This window comes from Ewingella sp. CoE-038-23 (genome assembly GCF_040419245.1).
GTDB lineage: Bacteria > Pseudomonadota > Gammaproteobacteria > Enterobacterales > Enterobacteriaceae > Ewingella > Ewingella allii.
Genome location: NZ_JAZHOH010000001.1, coordinates 3,233,009 through 3,249,590, shown reverse-complemented (window position 1 = coordinate 3,249,590; position 16,582 = coordinate 3,233,009). Strand labels below are relative to the sequence as shown.

At 51.2% G+C, this 16,582-nt stretch carries 14 protein-coding genes; 5 read left to right on the top strand and 9 right to left on the bottom strand.

The window, feature by feature from the left end:
• Window positions 1–80 precede the first annotated feature (80 nt).
• Window positions 81–1,517, top strand: coding sequence for a PAS domain-containing sensor histidine kinase (locus V2154_RS15350; protein ID WP_353502934.1), 1,437 nt, complete (start codon window positions 81–83; stop codon window positions 1,515–1,517).
• Here V2154_RS15350 and V2154_RS15345 read toward each other — a convergent pair.
• From V2154_RS15345 to trhP, 9 genes are all read right to left on the bottom strand, one after another.
• Entirely contained in the window at window positions 1,514–2,152 is a 639-nt protein-coding gene (locus V2154_RS15345) for a response regulator (protein WP_353502933.1), read from the bottom strand. The two genes, V2154_RS15350 and V2154_RS15345, sit on opposite strands and share 4 nt — an antisense overlap.
• Window positions 2,153–2,309: 157 nt before the next feature.
• Entirely contained in the window at window positions 2,310–2,843 is a 534-nt protein-coding gene (locus V2154_RS15340; protein ID WP_353502932.1) for a DUF3455 domain-containing protein, read from the bottom strand.
• Window positions 2,837–3,361 carry a superoxide dismutase [Cu-Zn] SodC gene (sodC, locus tag V2154_RS15335; protein WP_437342037.1) on the bottom strand — a complete coding sequence of 175 codons (525 nt, stop codon included), beginning with the start codon at window positions 3,359–3,361 and terminating at the stop codon, window positions 2,837–2,839. Before sodC ends, V2154_RS15340 begins: the two co-directional genes overlap by 7 nt.
• A 262-nt stretch (window positions 3,362–3,623) precedes the next feature.
• Window positions 3,624–4,973, bottom strand: coding sequence for an MFS transporter (locus V2154_RS15330; RefSeq protein ID WP_353502930.1), 1,350 nt, complete (start codon window positions 4,971–4,973; stop codon window positions 3,624–3,626).
• Between the two features lie 77 nt (window positions 4,974–5,050).
• Window positions 5,051–6,340 carry an MFS transporter gene (locus V2154_RS15325; RefSeq protein WP_353502929.1) on the bottom strand — a complete coding sequence of 430 codons (1,290 nt, stop codon included), beginning with the start codon at window positions 6,338–6,340 and terminating at the stop codon, window positions 5,051–5,053.
• Between the two features lie 112 nt (window positions 6,341–6,452).
• Complete coding sequence (locus tag V2154_RS15320; RefSeq protein ID WP_353502928.1) at window positions 6,453–7,487, bottom strand: Zn-dependent oxidoreductase; 1,035 nt, start codon at window positions 7,485–7,487, stop codon at window positions 6,453–6,455.
• 10 nt (window positions 7,488–7,497) lie between these two features.
• Complete coding sequence (manD, locus tag V2154_RS15315) at window positions 7,498–8,712, bottom strand: D-mannonate dehydratase ManD (protein WP_353502927.1); 1,215 nt, start codon at window positions 8,710–8,712, stop codon at window positions 7,498–7,500.
• A gap of 200 nt (window positions 8,713–8,912) precedes the next feature.
• On the bottom strand, window positions 8,913–9,824 hold the full coding sequence (yegS, locus tag V2154_RS15310) for a lipid kinase YegS (RefSeq protein ID WP_353502926.1): 912 nt from the start codon (window positions 9,822–9,824) through the stop codon (window positions 8,913–8,915).
• A 487-nt stretch (window positions 9,825–10,311) separates the two neighbouring features.
• Entirely contained in the window at window positions 10,312–11,694 is a 1,383-nt protein-coding gene (trhP, locus tag V2154_RS15305; protein WP_353502925.1) for a prephenate-dependent tRNA uridine(34) hydroxylase TrhP, read from the bottom strand.
• Between the two features lie 304 nt (window positions 11,695–11,998).
• Between trhP and V2154_RS15300 the strand changes: the two genes are divergently transcribed.
• The 4 genes from V2154_RS15300 (at window position 11,999) to V2154_RS15285 (ending at window position 16,581) form a co-directional block, all read left to right on the top strand.
• Window positions 11,999–13,060 carry a glycosyltransferase family 2 protein gene (locus V2154_RS15300; RefSeq protein WP_353502924.1) on the top strand — a complete coding sequence of 354 codons (1,062 nt, stop codon included), beginning with the start codon at window positions 11,999–12,001 and terminating at the stop codon, window positions 13,058–13,060.
• Window positions 13,061–13,135: 75 nt separating this feature from the next.
• The gene (locus V2154_RS15295; RefSeq protein WP_353502923.1) at window positions 13,136–14,302 is read left to right on the top strand and encodes an ATP-grasp domain-containing protein; all 1,167 of its coding nucleotides are present in this window, start codon (window positions 13,136–13,138) and stop codon (window positions 14,300–14,302) included.
• Between the two features lie 10 nt (window positions 14,303–14,312).
• Entirely contained in the window at window positions 14,313–15,422 is a 1,110-nt protein-coding gene (locus V2154_RS15290) for a Gfo/Idh/MocA family protein (protein ID WP_353502922.1), read from the top strand.
• Between the two features lie 34 nt (window positions 15,423–15,456).
• Complete coding sequence (locus V2154_RS15285) at window positions 15,457–16,581, top strand: FkbM family methyltransferase (protein WP_353502921.1); 1,125 nt, start codon at window positions 15,457–15,459, stop codon at window positions 16,579–16,581.
• Window position 16,582 lies beyond the last annotated feature (1 nt).

Genomic DNA, 16,582 nt, shown 5'->3' with positions numbered 1-16,582 from the left:
ATATGAAAATTGGTCGCCAATAACGTTGCCCTGTTCTGTGAACGCAGGGTGATGTTAATGCGCCACAGGATCAACCGGCAATGCTAGACAACCAACCGCAGCATGAAGAGTTATCTGCCGCTACCAATCTGACCGACGCGGCTTTCGAGAATTTGCGCGAATCGGTTTACATCATTGATGACAATAATCGGATCGCCTACGCCAACCGACATGCGATGAAGCTAATGGGCGAAACCGCCCAGACGCTGTATGGCAAAGACATACTCTCTTTCCTGCATGGACATCAGGAACAGAATATTTTGGCCCTGCTGTGGCAAGTGGAAACCACCAGCTACGGCGACAAATTTAACGTTTTTTATGCCACCCAGACGCAGGGCATTATTCCCGCTGAAGTCTGCACCAGCCGATTTATCTACCAACAGCGCCAGCACGCGACCATAGTGATTTGCGACACGCGCCACCGCAACGATTTACACCGCTTTTACTACGAACGCGAAAACAGCCTGCGCGGCATGTTGAAAAACGTGCCCGACGTTATGCTGCGCGTGGATACTCATCTGCGCTGTCTGTACGCCAATGAGGCGGCCCAGCGCTGGCTGGACTATGTCGACGGCCCGCTGGTGGGGCAGACATTACAAAACGTGTTGGAAAACAGCCTGTTGTTCCAACAAATCGCCCTGTCGGTGCGCTCCGTAGTGCAGACCGGCAAGCTGTTCGAGAACGTGTTACGCAAGCTCGATGGCGAAGAGGAGTCGATTCTTCAGCTGCGCTTCATCCCGGAATTTAGCGATCGCCACGTGCTGAAATCAGTGCTGATCACCGGCCAGGACATTACTCGCCAGTTCAAAGATGACCAACTGCTGAAACGCACCCACGAGCAGCTGCGCCAGATGACCCAGCAAATTCAGGTCAGCGTGGAGAACGAGCGCAAGCACATCGCCCGCGAAATTCATGACGAGCTGGGCCAGCGGCTGAGTACGCTGCGGGTGGTAATCTCGCTGATGCATGCCGAAGGGCGTGAGTGCAGCGAGCAGATGCAGGCGCTGAAGGATTTTGTCGACGGTACCATTCGCGTTGTGCGCGACCTGTCGACCATTCTGCGTCCGGCGGTACTCAACATGGGCCTTATCCCGGCGCTAAGATGGCTGCGCGATGAGTCGAATAAATATCACCGCGACTGCTGCTGTACGCTGGAGGTGAGCGAGGATGACATTGCGCTTTCCGACGAGCACACCACGGCGATTTTCCGCGTGGTGCAGGAGTCGCTGACCAATGTATATCGCCACGCGCAGGCCAGCCGTGTGCATATCAAAGTGGTTCAGACCGGGAGTTCGCTGGCTATTGACGTGCGCGACAATGGCCAGGGCTTTGACGTCAACAGCGTGCCTTCTACCGCTTTTGGCCTGCTGGGCATGCGCGAGCGCTGCACCATGCTGGGCTGGGAATTACAGTTTTGTAGCCAGCCGCAGCAGGGAACTCACGTGCGCATCACGGGTGAATTACCAGCATCATATTAAGAAAGGTTATGTTTAATGCCGAAACGGATCATTTCGGCATTACTGCTGAACTGCATCTTTTCCACCATCCGCGCCTTGTGCGTACTCACCGTTTTATTGCTGATTTTCAACGCGTCGGCGATGGCGTTAATGCTGTCGCCGCGCGTCAGCATGGAGAGGATCTGCTTCTCACGCTGGGAAAGAGTGGCGTAGCGATATTGCTCGCTGGTGTCGCCGTTGGAGAAAATGATCGCCTCTGCCAGACTGGGATCGATATAGCGCTGATGCTGGCTGACGCGATGAATGGCGTTGAGCAGGGTTTGCGGGTCCTGATCCTTGGTGATAAAGCCCTGCGCGCCGCTGTTAAGCACGGTCATCGCCACCTGCGGCTCGTTATACATGCTCAGGACCAGCACCGGCAGGCTCGGCCAATCTTTGGCAATTTTGCGCACCATCTCTGTCCCGCTGATGCCGGGCATGGAGAGATCGAGCAGCAAAATGTCGCATTCAGTCTGCGCCAGCGCGGCTAAAACCTCTTCGCCGTTGCCCGCTTCCGCGACCACGGTCAGTTGTTTATCCAGATTAAAAATCTGTTTTAGCCCTTCGCGCATCAGAACGTGATCGTCGGCGAGCATTAATCTTATGGTTGTTTGCATGAGGATAACGATTTTTCTTATTGTGGCGACCGACTCGGAATAATCCGGAAATGATCGATTTTTGAGTGAGTGTAAGCGGCGAAAAGAAGGGGAACAAGCTTAAACCTTCGTAATGAAACGGACTGAGTCACTCAGCCCGTTTCTGTTTAACATTTGTTTAGGATGTGAAGAAGCGATAGGTCGCGGTATAAGGCACTTTGAGGGTCGCGCCGTACTGCGCCTTGGCGCAAATCGCTTTGCCGGGGGTACCGCCGTGGGTGTCAACGCGCTGAATAGTCGAGACGTGCGCGAAGATGCCCGGCAGCTGGTGCGACGAGCCGGACAGAATCAACCACGGAATATCATTGGCATCGGGCGCGGCCTTGGTGGCGCGGACTTTGCCGCTCACCTGACTGCCGTCCAGCGCCTGCCACTGCGGGCCGTCGAAGTGTTTGGCGACTAAATCCGTCATGGCTTTATCGCTAAACAGATCGGCCTCTGGTGCCTGAAACACCCACTTGCCGGTCTGGTTGTCGTCGTTGGCGGCGCAGCGATAAATCTGCACCCCGCGCGCATAGAGCTGGGTCTGTAACTTCTCCCAAGAGGCCATTTTCCAGCTGCCCGCCACGGTATCGCTGTTACCCGCCCATGCGCCGACTGACAGCAGGGCTAACGTGGCTAATGCTAAACGTGGACGCGTGATACTTACCATTTAGTCACACCACACACCATGCGCGCACCGCCACCGCCGAGCATGGCCGGATGGTCAGAATGGTTGTCGCCGCCTGCGTGGATCATCAGCGAGTGGCCATTAACGTCAGAGATTTTCAGGCGTGGAGCCATGACCGGGTAAGTCGCGGTGCCGTCCATGCCGACATACAGCGCGGGCAGGTCGCCCAAGTGGCCGTTGCCCCACGGGCCTTCATGCTTGCCAGTATGGGCCGGGTCGAAATGCCCACCGGCGGCCAGACCGGCCACCATTTTGCCGTCTTGCTTAGCCGGGCCGCAGTCCGGATTGGTGTGGACGTGGAAGCCGTGGATGCCCGGCGGCAGGCCCTTCAGGTTAGGCGTAAACAGCACGCCGTACTGGGTTGCTTCGACCGTGATGGTTCCGGCGGGTTTAGAAGTGCCATCGGCAAAGACTTCATTCATTTGAACAGTTTGAATCGTTGCGCCATGGGCCACACCGGCGAATGCCAACGCGGAAGAGAGTAGGGCAGCGTGCTTGATTGTGCGTAGTAAAGTCATTATTTCCCCTTGGAACAGTCAATGCTGGAAACCAGCCAAGCTTATGGGGCGCCACCGAGGATTATCACCCCGTTGTTTTGCCCTCAGCTAAGTAGTTATAACAACAACAATGGTTCCAACTGGGGCGACTATCGCTTTAATAAGCCAAACCGATTATTTCCAACGCGAGTTAAGACACGGATGACAGTGAACCGTCAGTAAGAGTATAGACAGCGCCTTCTGACTGCGAAGGCGCTGAACGTGTTTAACCTCCCCAGTTGTGATATTCGCCTTTTAACTTGCGCGGGGCGGTTTCCGGGAGCAGGGCCAGCCCGATGATAGACACTACGCCGAGCACCATCATGTAAATCGCCAGCCCGTGGTAATCACCGCCGGTGACCTGCAAAATTTTCACGGCGATCAAGCCCAGCACGCCGCTGCCGATCAGCGAGCCTATTTGCCAGATAAGCGCGATGCCGCTACAACGAATTCGCGTTGGGAAAAGCTCTGGGAAATAAGAGGCTTGCGGTGCGTAACACATGCTGTGGCCGAAGGTCAGCGCCAAAATCATGGCGATTTGCGTCATCCAGAAGCTGTCATGTTTGAGCACCAGGAAGAAGGGAATAATGCCAACCACCAGCAGCAGCGCGCCCGCCATATAGACTGGTTTTCGGCCGATTTTGTCGGACAGGTGCCCCATTATTGGAATGGCGAATATCTCGAGGATCACCGCCACAATCATGGTTTGCAGCAAGATGCTTTCACTCAGATGGTTAGCTTTGCCGAAGGCTAAAATAATCACCGTGAACATGGCAAAGGCGCAGGCTTCAATCAGCTTGGCGCAGACCCCTTTGGCAATGATGCCCGGATAGAGTTTGATCACTTCGACTACCGGACGCGACTCCACCGCCTTGGTTTTGCGGATTTCAGCGAACACCGGCGATTCATCAATGCGTAGGCGAATAAACAGCCCGACTATCACCAGAAGTAGACTGAGCAGGAAGGGAATGCGCCAGCCCCAATCGAGCATCTGGCTTGGACTAAGGGTAGAGGTGAGCAGTGCAAACAGCGCCGAAGGCAGCAAAAAGCCTAATGGCGCGCCAATCTGCACCCAACTGGCGAAGAAGCCGCGCCGCTCGGGGCGGGAATATTCCGCCGTCATCAGCACTGCCCCGGCCTGTTCACCCCCCACGCCAAATCCTTGCAGCACGCGAATGAAGATAAGCAGTGCTGGCGCCCAGAAGCCAATCTTCTCGTAGGTCGGTAGAATCCCAATACAGAATGTCCCCAGACCGACGATAAGAATGGTGATCACTAAAGCCTTTTTGCGCCCAACTTTATCGCCAATGTGCCCAAAGACAATTCCCCCTAACGGACGAGCGAGAAAGCCGACAGCGTAGGTCGCAAAGGCGGCGAGGGTGCTGACCAGCGGATCTGAGCTGGGGAAAAATAGCTGTCCGAAGAACAGAACGGCGGCGGTGCCGTAGGCGAAGAAGTCATAATATTCTGCCGCCGTGCCAATCGCCGATGCTCCCGCGACGCGTCTTAACAGTGCGCGTTCTTCTTGTGGGGTATGGGCGTTTGCGGCTGTACGTGCTGTTGAAACCTGAGACATAGGCAGGGCTCCGGTTGATAAAAAGCAGGCTTACCAAGGGAATAACTCCCCGCAAAAGGTCTGCGGGGAGGAGAGAATTACTCCTGAGTTACGCCGCTGAGTGGCAGGTGTTTAGGCGGTTTAATGACGAAGAACACCAGAATCGCGCCCAGCGCGGCAACGCCGCCAGCCAGCATAAAGGCGCTGTCGAAGCGTCCGGTGTTTTGCACGATATACCCCGTCACTACCGGGCCGATGATGCCCGAGACGCTACCAATCAGATGGATAAATCCGCTGGTGCCGCCGACGCGTGACTTATGCACCACGTCCTGAATGATCGCCCAATAGATAGCGCCGGTGGTGTAGAGGAAGAAGATAGAAATCGACATCAACACCACTGCCGGCACCACGCTGGTCACTACCCCTGCCAGCGCCACGCAAACCGCCGCGGCTAACAGGCTGACCACCAGAATGATTTTGCGCGACAGCAACAGGCGTCCGGTAATGTTGAAAATCTTATCGGAAATGATGCCGCCCAGCGCCAAGCCGACGAAGCCGACAATCCATGGGATCACCGTGGTCAGGCTCATCTCTTTGATATTCAAGCCGTGGGCCTGGACCAGATAAGCCGGGAACCAGCTGAGGAAGAAGAACAGAATGTAGTTGTAGCTGAAGAAGGCGAAAGCGGTGACCAAGATGATTGGTTGACGCAGGTAGTAGCCCAAGCCGTGTGCGGCCTGCGCTAAGTCCTCTTCTTGGGTCAGATTTTCATTTTTCATCTGGTCGATGAGACGCAGCTCATCTGGTGAAATGCGCTTACTTTTCAGCGGGTTGTCCGCCACGACAAAGAACCAGACCAGCATCCAGACGATACCAATCGCGGCAATCACCATAAACGCCGGACGCCAGCCAAAGGAGATCGCCAGATAGCCGACGATCGGACCCGCCACCGCGCCGCCAAGGGGCGAACCGGCACTAAGCAGCCCCATGGCGGTGGCCGCCTGTTTCTTCGGGAACCAGCCGTTAATCATCTTATTGGCCGACGCGCAGATGGGCCCTTCCGCCATCCCGAACAGCACGCGCAGGATAAGCATGGAGTAGAAGCCGGTGGCGATAGCCGTCATGCCGCAGAAGATTGACCACAGGCCGACGGCGATACCCAGCACCAGCGTCGGGCCGAACTTATCAACCGCCAGCCCGCCGATGAAGTTAAAGATGGCATAGCCGAAGAAGAAACTGCCGAAGATCATCCCGAATTGCTCAGGGTTGATGGTCAGCTCTTTTTCAATCATCGGCACAGTTATCGACAGCGCGACGCGGTCGAGGTAGTTGATCATGTAGACCAAGAACAGCAGGAAGACGATGATCCAGCGTAGGTTTTTAAACATAGGTGCTCCACTGAGTATTGTGTTTTTTTAATTAGTGTTGCGTTCTGTAGGGTGTTGACGACTTAAAAAAGAAGGATGAAAACTCACCCTTCCAGGACTTCAGGTTTCTGCTTTAACCATGCGCGCTTTCCATCGGGAACCGCAGCAAAACCTTGCAACAGGCGCGCTGGTCCTTCTCGAACAGGGTCATGGCCGCTTCAACGTCGCTGGCGGGCATCCAGTGCGTCACCAACTTCTGCGGGCTGATTTTCCCTTCCGCCATCCATTCAATCACCTGCGGGAAGCGATGGCTGTTGAGGCGCGAGGAAAACAGAGAAATTTCTTTGCTGGTAATACTCTGTTGGGTTAACGGGCTGGCTTCGCCGGAGAAGCCCATCATGCCGATGCGCGCCGCCGGCGAGGCCAGCAGGATCGCTTCTTGCAAAATAGCCGGATGGCAGGCGGCATCCACGATAAGCGTCGGTTTCACGCCTTCTGCTGCCAGCGCGTCAGCTACCGACTGGTGATGGTTGTTGATGGTCCAGTCCGCGCCGCTTTCCCGCGCCATGGTCAGGCGTTCATCAATGCGATCGGCGACGATCACCTGTTTCACGCCATAAACCCCTTTCAGCACTTGGATCACCGTCAGGCCCATCGGCCCCGCGCCGTAAATCAGCGCGGTGTCCTGCGGCTGTGGCTTGAGGAAGGCGGTGATGTTGGCGGCGATGGTGAAGGGTTCCACCATGCTGGCTAACTTATCTGGAATGCTGTCCGGCACCACATAGGCATTACTGGCCGGAACGCAGGCCGCATCGCTAAAACCGCCGTCGCGGTGAACGCCTATAACCTGCAACGTGCTGCAAACGTTCGGCCTGCCGATAGAGCAGGGGTAGCAATGGCCGCAGCTCACCACTGGGTCAACCACCACGCGCTGGCCGACACGGCTGCTTTCCACGCCTTCTCCCACGGCGTCAATATGGCCGAAAAACTCATGGCCGATGACGCGCGGGTATTTAGCAAAAGGGTTGTGCCCGTGATAAATGTGCACGTCTGAGCCACAAATTCCGGCATAGGCGACTTTCACCCGTACCTCGCCCGCCGCGGGCTGCGGCAAGGGTTTCTCTGTAATGACCAGTTGGCCAGGCTGTTGGATAACAACGCTTTTCATGATGATTTCCTTACCAGTTCCACAAAGTACCGTCATCCAGACGGGCCACCGGCAGGTGTGCCGGTTCATACGGATATTTCGCGGCCAGCTTCTCGTCAAACTCAATGCCCAGCCCCGGTTTTTCGCCCGGATGCATATAGCCGTCGTCGAAGGTCCAGCTATGTGGGAAGACTTCCAGCATTTGCTCGGAATAACCCATGTACTCCTGCACGCCAAAGTTAGGCACCCACAGGTCGAAGTGCAGGGCGGCGGCCATGCAAATTGGCGATAGGTCAGAAGGTCCGTGCGAGCCGGTGCGCACCTGATACAGCGAGGCAAAATCGGCAATGCGGCGCATGCCGGTGATGCCGCCCGCGTGGGTCAGCGTGGTGCGGATATAGTCGATCAGCTGCTCTTCAATCAGCTGTTTGCAATCCCAGATGCTGTTGAACACTTCGCCTACCGCAATTGGCGTGACGGTGTGCTGGCGGATCAGGCGGAAGCACTCTTGGTTCTCAGCTGGCGTCGGATCCTCCATCCAGAACAGGCGATACTCTTCGATGCTTTTACCAAAGCGCGCGGCTTCGATAGGGGTCAGGCGATGGTGCATGTCGTGCAGCAGGTGCTCGTTGAAACCGAATTTGTTGCGCACCGCCTCGAAAAGTTTTGGCGTGAAGTCGAGATACTTTTCGGTATTCCACAGCTGCTCTTCCGGCCAAACGCCTTTGGTGGCTGGCTCGTACGCCAGACCTTTGCCTTTCGCCATGCCGTAAGTGGTTTTCATCCCCGGCACGCCGCACTGCGCACGGATAGCCTTGAAACCAAGCTCTTTATGTTTGGCGTAGTCGTCCAGCACTTCATCAATGGAGTGGCCGGTGGTGTGGCAGTAAACCATCACGCCGGTGCGCGAAGCCCCGCCCAGCAGTTGATACAGCGGCATATTGGCGGCTTTGGCTTTGATGTCCCACAGCGCCATGTCCACCGCCGAAATGGCTGACATGGTCACCGGGCCACGACGCCAATAAGCGCCTTTGTAGAAGAACTGCCAGATATCCTCAATCTGATGTGCGTCGCGGCCAATCAGCTGCGGGCAGACGTGATCTTGCAAATAAGAGGCCACCGGCAGCTCGCGCCCGTTGAGCGTGGCGTCGCCAATCCCCGTCAGGCCGCCGTCGGTGGTGATTTTCAGGGTGACGAAGTTACGGCCCGGGCAAGTGACAAATACTTCAGCGTTAACAATTTTCATCAATCAGACCTTTTTCCAAGTAGGAAGAGATAAGTACATTGAGTGAAAAATACGCTTTATGCTGACTACCATACAAGTATCCATATTGGATTTTGCTGGTGGGGATCACAAAGATCTTAGGAGGAGGGAAGATAGAGATGGCCTTCTCCCATGTAAGGAGAAGGCAGAGGGTTTGCTAGCGAAAGTCTGGAAGGACGGTGTTAGCCCAGCAGCGCACAGTGCGGCGGTAGGCGGCACTGAATGGCGTTAGGCAGAATCTCAATGTGGAATTCGGTGCCGGTGAGCGGCTCGCCGTCCAGATTAAAGGTCATGTCATGGGGGGCTTTGATTTCCAGCCAAGGCAGAGAGATAGAAATAACGTTTTTATTCTCTTCATTGCTGACCAGGCTACGAATAAACGACGGCAGCAGCTCTTCTGAGGTGAGCAAACGCAGTTGCAGCAGGCCGTCATTGATCAGAGCGTCGGGGCAAATCTGCTGCCCGCCGCCGGCCTGACGCCCATTACCAATGCCAATCACCAGCGCATCGCCAGCCCATGAAAAATCCGGCCCGGTAATTTCGCAGCTGTCGGCTTTAAGGGTGTCCATGCGCAGCAGGCCATGAATAAAGTAAGAGACGCCGCCCAGTGCTGATTTCAGCTTTTCAGGCGTCTCGGTGGTGATCCGCGTGCCAAAACCGCCGGTAGCCATATTGATGAAGTAGCGATCGCCGTTAACACGCGCCAGATCGATATCCACCGCACGGCCTTTAATCGCCAGGCGCAGCGCCTGATCGAACTCTGGCGGGATACCGCAGCTGGTGGCGAAATCATTGGCGGTGCCCAGCGGCAGCAAGCCTAGCGCCGGACGCTGACCCTCTGGCAATTTGGCAAGCGCGGTGGCAACTTCATTGATGGTGCCGTCGCCGCCACCGGCAATCACCGTTTCACAACCTAAATCAATGGCTTCATGCACATAGCGTGCGGCGTCGCCGTGTTCCCAGGTGACACGGACTGCAAGGGCAACGCCTTCGCTGCGCAGGGCGTAAATGGCTTCGCGTAACATCTCATTGCCTGCCCCTTTTCCATTTATTATCAGAAGCGCCCCGGTCGTTTCTTTTATGCTTTCCTTCATTAATGTCTCCTGTCCGTAACAAGGTTCAGACTCTGCCTCTAAGGATAGATGACAAACAACCGCCACGGCTATCGGAATAATCAGGTATTCAAAAGGCAAATCTTAGGGATATTTCCTGCGAAATAATTAAGTGGGAAGATTAATATTGGTGAGCGTTAATTGAACGCATGAATGAATTGCTATTTAATTATCGGAGTTATTAATTCTATTAACCTATTCTGTTAATAGAATGAGTGCCACCAATAATAAGCTTCTGTAAAAAAGAAAAGCCAGCTCAAGGGAGATTGAGCCGGCCAAGGAGGTGGTTCTTAGTATCGTTGGATAACTTATTTTTCATTCGTCTAAATTGCGAAGAGGATAGTATCTAAAGCCTCTGTTGCTGAATGTGACCGGATTCTTATTTTTAGATTTTTTATTGTTTTTGTTTTATTTCATTCCAATAAAAAAACGCCACGGTTAGTGGCGTAATTAGCGCTAATTATTAAGGTCAGGGTTTAGCGTGTGGGTTACGCGTGTCAGTCTCTACCAGATTGCGCAACAAAATAGCGAATTCTAAATTGATGTCTTCCGGCAGTGAGACGTAAACAATATGACCATTTCCCGGTGCGACATCCACCGGCTGGCCTTTTTTGTTGCGCATGGCTTCGAGGGTGAACTGCACATTTCCCTTTGGCGTCATCATCTCGACGCTGTCACCGACGCTGAACTTGTTTTTCACGTCAATTTCCGCCCAGCCGTCAATGCGATTGCCGGTAAACTCGCCGACAAACTGCTGGCGATCGCTCACCGAGTGACCATATTCATAGTTCTGCTGCGCGTCATGGGTGTGGCGGCGCAGGAAGCCCTCGGTATAGCCACGGTGCGCCAGGCCTTCCAGCGTGGTCAGCAGGCTTGGGTCGAAAGGCTTGCCCGCGGCGGCATCATCAATTGCGCGGCGATAGACCTGCGCGGTGCGGGCGCAGTAGTAGAAGGATTTAGTGCGACCTTCGATTTTAAGCGAATGCACGCCCATTTGGGTCAGGGTTTCGACGTGCTGAATGGCGCGCAGGTCTTTGGAGTTCATGATATAAGTGCCATGCTCATCCTCAAAGGCGCTCATATATTCGCCCGGACGCATCGCCTCTTCCAGCATATACACTTTATCCGTCGGCTGGCCGACGCCGAGTGTAGGCTCGACCTTTTCAGCCGCAGCCACTTGTTTTACCGGAATCGGCTCGTACTGGTGCACAATATTTCCGAGATCATCCTCTTTGCCTTCCTGCACTTTGTATTCCCAGCGGCAGGCGTTGGTGCAAGTTCCCTGATTAGGGTCGCGCTTATTAATGTAGCCAGACAACAGGCAGCGGCCGGAATAAGCCATACAGAGCGCGCCGTGGACGAAGATTTCTATTTCCATATCCGGCACCTGTGCACGGATCTCGGCAATCTCTTCCAGTGACAGCTCGCGGGACAAAATAACCCGCGTCAGGCCCATCTGTTTCCAGAATTTTACCGTCGCCCAGTTCACCGCATTGGCCTGCACCGACAAGTGAATGTCCATCTGCGGGAAGGCTTCGCGCACCATCATAATCAGGCCGGGGTCGGACATGATCAGCGCGTCCGGGCCCATGTCGATCACCGGCTGTAAGTCGCGCAGGAAGGTTTTCAGCTTGGCGTTGTGAGGCGCGATGTTAACCACCACGTAGAATTTTTTACCCAGCGCGTGGGCTTCGTTAATGCCGATAGCCAGATTCTGGTGGTTAAATTCGTTATTGCGCACCCGCAGGCTGTAGCGCGGCTGACCGGCGTAAACCGCATCTGCACCATAGGCAAAGGCGTAGCGCATGTTCTTCAGCGAACCGGCCGGAGAGAGTAATTCCGGAGTAAACATAAGCAATCTCAGTCTGATATCAAGTCAGGGCCGTCCCAGAGCGGGGCGACGAAAGGTCGAAATTGTAGCCTCTGAAAATGCAAAAAGCAGCCGATCAGTGTGGGTATTTGAGGTTTACTGGGGCTAGATCAATTTTGCGTAAATTACAGGCTTGCCCGGAAAGTTTTCTTCCGTAAGAGAAACGCCTCTTCCGGAAAGAGAGTGTAATGATCACTTTCTTTTTCTAACTAAATGATTATGCGAGGCTTTTAAAATTGGCATAGATATTGCTTTAACAACAGTCATTTGTAAAGGAGGAGCGGTTGTGTCGCCACTCGTGAGTGTTATTGTAACTAGCTACAATCATGCTAAATATATTGTAAGAGCATTAGATAGCGTATTTTCGCAAACTTATAAAAACCTTGAAGTTATCGTGGTGGATGATGCATCTACAGATGGCTCCCAAGAGATTATCAAGGAATACCAACGTAAGCATGATTTGAAATTTATTAACAGGAAAGAAAACTATTTTAGCAATAGCGCATCTCAGGATGAAAATTCTGGGATTGAGGCCATTTTGGGATCTCATGGTAAATATATTGCTGTTGTTGATTCTGATGACTTCATTTATCCGGATAAAATTGCGATGCAAGTCGCCATCATGGAGGGTAATGAATCCGCAGTGCTGTGCTATGGCGGCATAGAGGTTATGAATGAAGATGGAAGTCGACATGAATATAAGGGTAATTATAAAGATAAATTCCTGTCTGGCGATCTTTTTGAGCCACTGTTGACCTATGGAAATCATATCCTTTTTATTGGAACATTAATTCGTAAATCTGCCTTTGTCGAAATCGAAAAGCCTGCTAAAGGTCTGATGCAGGTAGACTGGGATGTTTTTCTCAAACTGGCAAAGAAAGGTCCATTTATAGCTGATAAACGCACTGTTGCCTGTTATTGCCGTCATGGCAGTAATACCTGGTATCGAGCGGATAAAGAAACATTGATGTATAAAAATAGAATGATGATTCTTGATTGCTGGATGGATGAAGATGCATGGCCTACAGCCATGAATATTCGCTGGAAGCGTTGCATGCAAAACCCGTCACTTGATCAAAATGCGATTGATAGCTTGTTAATTGAAAGACCCAAGGATGCGCTTCTGCACTTTTTGAAGTGCAATGCGTGCGTTGACGATAAAAATTATAATGATGCTGAGAAACATCTTTCACTCTCCATTAAATATTGCGACGACCGGCTTGCAGTACTACCGGATTTATACCGGCTAAAAGAAAACTTTATTAAAGACGAACGCGCAAAGCTGTCCCATGCGGAAGAGTTGAGACGACGCTTACAATCGTCTCAAGTCCAGAGGGAACATAAATAATATGCCAGTAATTAAATCGGATGCGGCAATATTTAGTATTACCCACATCGACATAGATATTGTTGGGAATAGGTTATGACTCAAAAAAAAGAAGTGCTTATTCTGGATGCGGGATTTTCCGCAGTGCCATTTATTGAGATAGCAAAAGAACAAGGTTTTTTTGTGACGGTGTGTAGTGGTAAAGAACATGATCCGGGCCATCAATTTGCGGATCGTAGCATCATCGAAAACTACGCTAGTCGCGAAACCGTGCTGGATATTGCTCAACAGCATAGCATTAATGCTTTGCTACCCGGCGTCACCGATATTTCTTATTTAACGGGAGCCTGGGTTGCCCAGCAATTGGGGTTAGCCGGCTTTGATACGTCAGAGGTGAGCGAAATCATCTTTATGAAAGATGCATTTCGCCGTTGGGCCAAAAAACAGGGTTATCCGATACCACAGGCGGTTTATAACCTTGAGGATGCTAAAAGATTGCCATTGCCGCTATTGGTAAAACCGGTAGATGCATATAGCGGGCTTGGCATTATAAAGATAAATAATCTGGCAGAATTAGATGCGGCAGTTAAAACCGCCCGTGAAGTTTCTGCATCGGGCCAGATAGTCATCGAGACTTTCTGCGAAGGGCAATTATATAGCCATTCTGCTTTTATTCGCGATGGAAATATCGCTTGTGAATTTTTTGTCGACGAGTACTGCACGGTTTATCCGTGGCAGGTTAACAGTAGTTGTATTAGCGTCACATTATCGGAAAGCATGCGTAAAAATGTGCACGAATGTATGCAAACTCTGGTCAGAGAACTACAGCTAACCGATGGTTTATTACATACCCAGTTTATCGCCAATGAAACATGTTTTTGGTTGATTGAATTAACGCGTCGTTCTCCGGGGGATCTCTATTCTCGCCTAATTGAACTTTCGACGGGGATTCCCTATTCCCACTATTTTTCTCAGCCATTTCTTGGTTTAAAAAGTGCCTTTGAATTGCAACGGCCCACGCCATGCAGGGCGATTGTGCGCCACACTGTTTCACTCTCACAGACTCAGCAATTTACTTCTTTCGACTTTAGCAAGCTCGATGGAAGGGTCATTGAAACAGTGCCGTTAAAATTACCAGGAGAGAGTGTGAATCCGGCACCCCATGATCGGGCTGGGGTCATATTTGCCGAGCTTGATAATTTTTCAGCACTTAAAACGATAACCCCTGAATTAAAAAACTATATACAAATTAACGAGCAGTAAGGAATGTGAAATGAAAAAACCTTTGGCTTTAGGTTTCATTGGTGGGGGCAAAAACTCCGCTATTGGAGAGGCACATAAAATCGCCTGTCAAATGGATGGCCATTTTAAATTAGTTGCAGGCTGTTTCAGCCGTAATAGCGAAATTAATACACAGACGGCTCTGGATTGGGGGATTAACACTGACCGCGTTTATCGCGATGCCCACGCATTTCTCGAAACGGAACATAAGAAGTTAGATGCGGTGGTTATTCTGACGCCAACTCCCACGCATCGTGAAATCGTGATGGCATGCCTTGAATATGGCTTAACTGTTATTTGTGAAAAAGCACTGGTCAGCAATGTTCAGGGTGCTTTGGATATTCAAAAAAACCTCGGAAATTTGGATGGAAGGCTATATGTAACTTTCAATTATACCGGCTATCCGATGGTGCGCGAGCTGCGTCAGCGTATTCAGACAGGCGAGCTGGGGAAAATTCAGCAAGTGATGGTTGAGATGCCGCAGGAGGGTTTTGCCCGAATGAGTATTGAAGGAAACGCTCCCTCTCCGCAGCCATGGCGCTGTGAAGATGCTGATATTCCTACGGTTTACCTTGACCTGGGTGTCCACCTCCATCAGTTAGTCGATTTTCTGACCAATAAGAATGCAAAGGATGTTTATGCCGTAAACAGCCATTTTGCTCTGGTCCCGGGCGTGGTTGATACTGTGAATATTGTTTCACGCTATGAGGATGACATGGTGTGTAACTACTGGTTTGGTAAAGCAGCGTTAGGTTACCGAAATGGATTGAAAATTCGCGTGTTTGGCGAAAAAGGAAGTGCTGAATGGCTGCAAATGGATCCGGAAATTTTGCGATTCAATAATGTGTATGGTGAAAATATACTCATTGACAGAACAGCCGCAAATAATTTAGTCGCATCAGAATCGCGTTATTGCCGATTCAAGGCTGGGCATCCTGCCGGTTTTATTGAAGCATTTGCCAACTATTATGCAGATATCGCGGCAAGTCTTAATAATGAGAAAACACCATTCACTATTGGTGCTGATGCGGCAATAAGAGGGTTACATTTTTTAACTCAGGCTCAACGCAGCGCTACTCATAATAGTAAAGTAGATGTCTGATTTTCCATTATGCATTGAATGAAAAAGGCACGTCATGAATTTTCTTGATTTGATTACAGAAAGAAACAATTACTTTATCGACACAGTTGAAAGAATGAAAAAAAATGGCAAGCCTCTGGTCTTGATTGGCGCAGGCTGCCTTGGGGAAATGACGTGGGATTTTTTACAGCGTCAGCATACTGATATTGATTTGGTCGGGTTAAATGAGAAATACATTACGCCAGATTTTTCATTTCATCATGCCCCTGTTATTTCTGTTGAGGAGCTAATAGAAGGGTCAGCACACTATAACTATATCATCGCACTCCAAATAGTTGATGATGAGATGCTTAAATTATTAAAGGAAACTGCGAAGGAGATACTGGTATTCGACCCCGCCTTTATTGGTGTGAATACCAAAAAATACTATACGGCCGATTTTTGCTTGGCCCATGCACAGCCCTTGAGCACTCTGTATAATGAATTATCGGATGATAAATCCCGGGCGACAATGGTAGCATTCATCAATCAGCGTATCTGTGCAGAACGCAGCTACTGTCATACCGTTTATGAAGCGCAACATTATTTTCCTCAGGACGTGGTTCAATTAAAGGATAATGAGATTTTCATCGACTGCGGAGCCTACAATGGTGACAGTATTGAAGCCTTTATGGCTGAAATTACCCGACAGAATAGAATGTTACCCCAGCGTATTATCGCCTTTGAGCCTGATGATAAAAGTTTTTCTCAGCTAGTAGAAAATACACGCTTAATGGATTTTTGCGAGTGTATTAATAAAGGTGTTTGGGATAAAGAGTCTGTTCTGTACTTCCATTCAGGAAAAGAGCTCTCTTCACATATTAATAGTGATGCCAGCACAGGAAATTCTATTATCGTGGGTAGCATTGATGCGACTTTACAGGGCAATGCAGCTACTTTCATCAAGATGGATGTCGAAGGTTCTGAACTCAAAGCCCTGCATGGTGCCGCTGATACCATTAAATCGTATCAACCTGTTCTGGCAATCAGCGTCTACCATAAGCCAGAGGATCTGGTTACGATCCCGCAATTTATTAAATCTCTTTCACCAAACTACAGGTTTTATTTACGAGCCCATCATCCAGAGTTGTCCTTTGAATTAGTGCTTTATGCAATTCCTGTTGATCGTGTAGTCGTTTAAC

Excerpts from the sequence above, each read along its gene's own strand:
- manD (WP_353502927.1), bottom strand. The coding sequence starts at position 8,712 with ATGAAAATTGTTAACGCTGAAGTATTTGTCACTTGCCCGGGCCGTAAC.
- V2154_RS15340 (WP_353502932.1), bottom strand. The coding sequence starts at position 2,843 with ATGGTAAGTATCACGCGTCCACGTTTAGCATTAGCCACGTTAGCCCTG.
- V2154_RS15320 (WP_353502928.1), bottom strand. The coding sequence starts at position 7,487 with ATGAAAAGCGTTGTTATCCAACAGCCTGGCCAACTGGTCATTACAGAG.
- V2154_RS15290 (WP_353502922.1), top strand. The coding sequence starts at position 14,313 with ATGAAAAAACCTTTGGCTTTAGGTTTCATTGGTGGGGGCAAAAACTCC.
- V2154_RS15345 (WP_353502933.1), bottom strand. The coding sequence starts at position 2,152 with ATGCAAACAACCATAAGATTAATGCTCGCCGACGATCACGTTCTGATG.
- V2154_RS15285 (WP_353502921.1), top strand. The coding sequence starts at position 15,457 with ATGAATTTTCTTGATTTGATTACAGAAAGAAACAATTACTTTATCGAC.
- V2154_RS15295 (WP_353502923.1), top strand. The coding sequence starts at position 13,136 with ATGACTCAAAAAAAAGAAGTGCTTATTCTGGATGCGGGATTTTCCGCA.
- yegS (WP_353502926.1), bottom strand. The coding sequence starts at position 9,824 with ATGAAGGAAAGCATAAAAGAAACGACCGGGGCGCTTCTGATAATAAAT.
- trhP (WP_353502925.1), bottom strand. The coding sequence starts at position 11,694 with ATGTTTACTCCGGAATTACTCTCTCCGGCCGGTTCGCTGAAGAACATG.
- V2154_RS15330 (WP_353502930.1), bottom strand. The coding sequence starts at position 4,973 with ATGTCTCAGGTTTCAACAGCACGTACAGCCGCAAACGCCCATACCCCA.
- V2154_RS15325 (WP_353502929.1), bottom strand. The coding sequence starts at position 6,340 with ATGTTTAAAAACCTACGCTGGATCATCGTCTTCCTGCTGTTCTTGGTC.
- V2154_RS15350 (WP_353502934.1), top strand. The coding sequence starts at position 81 with ATGCTAGACAACCAACCGCAGCATGAAGAGTTATCTGCCGCTACCAAT.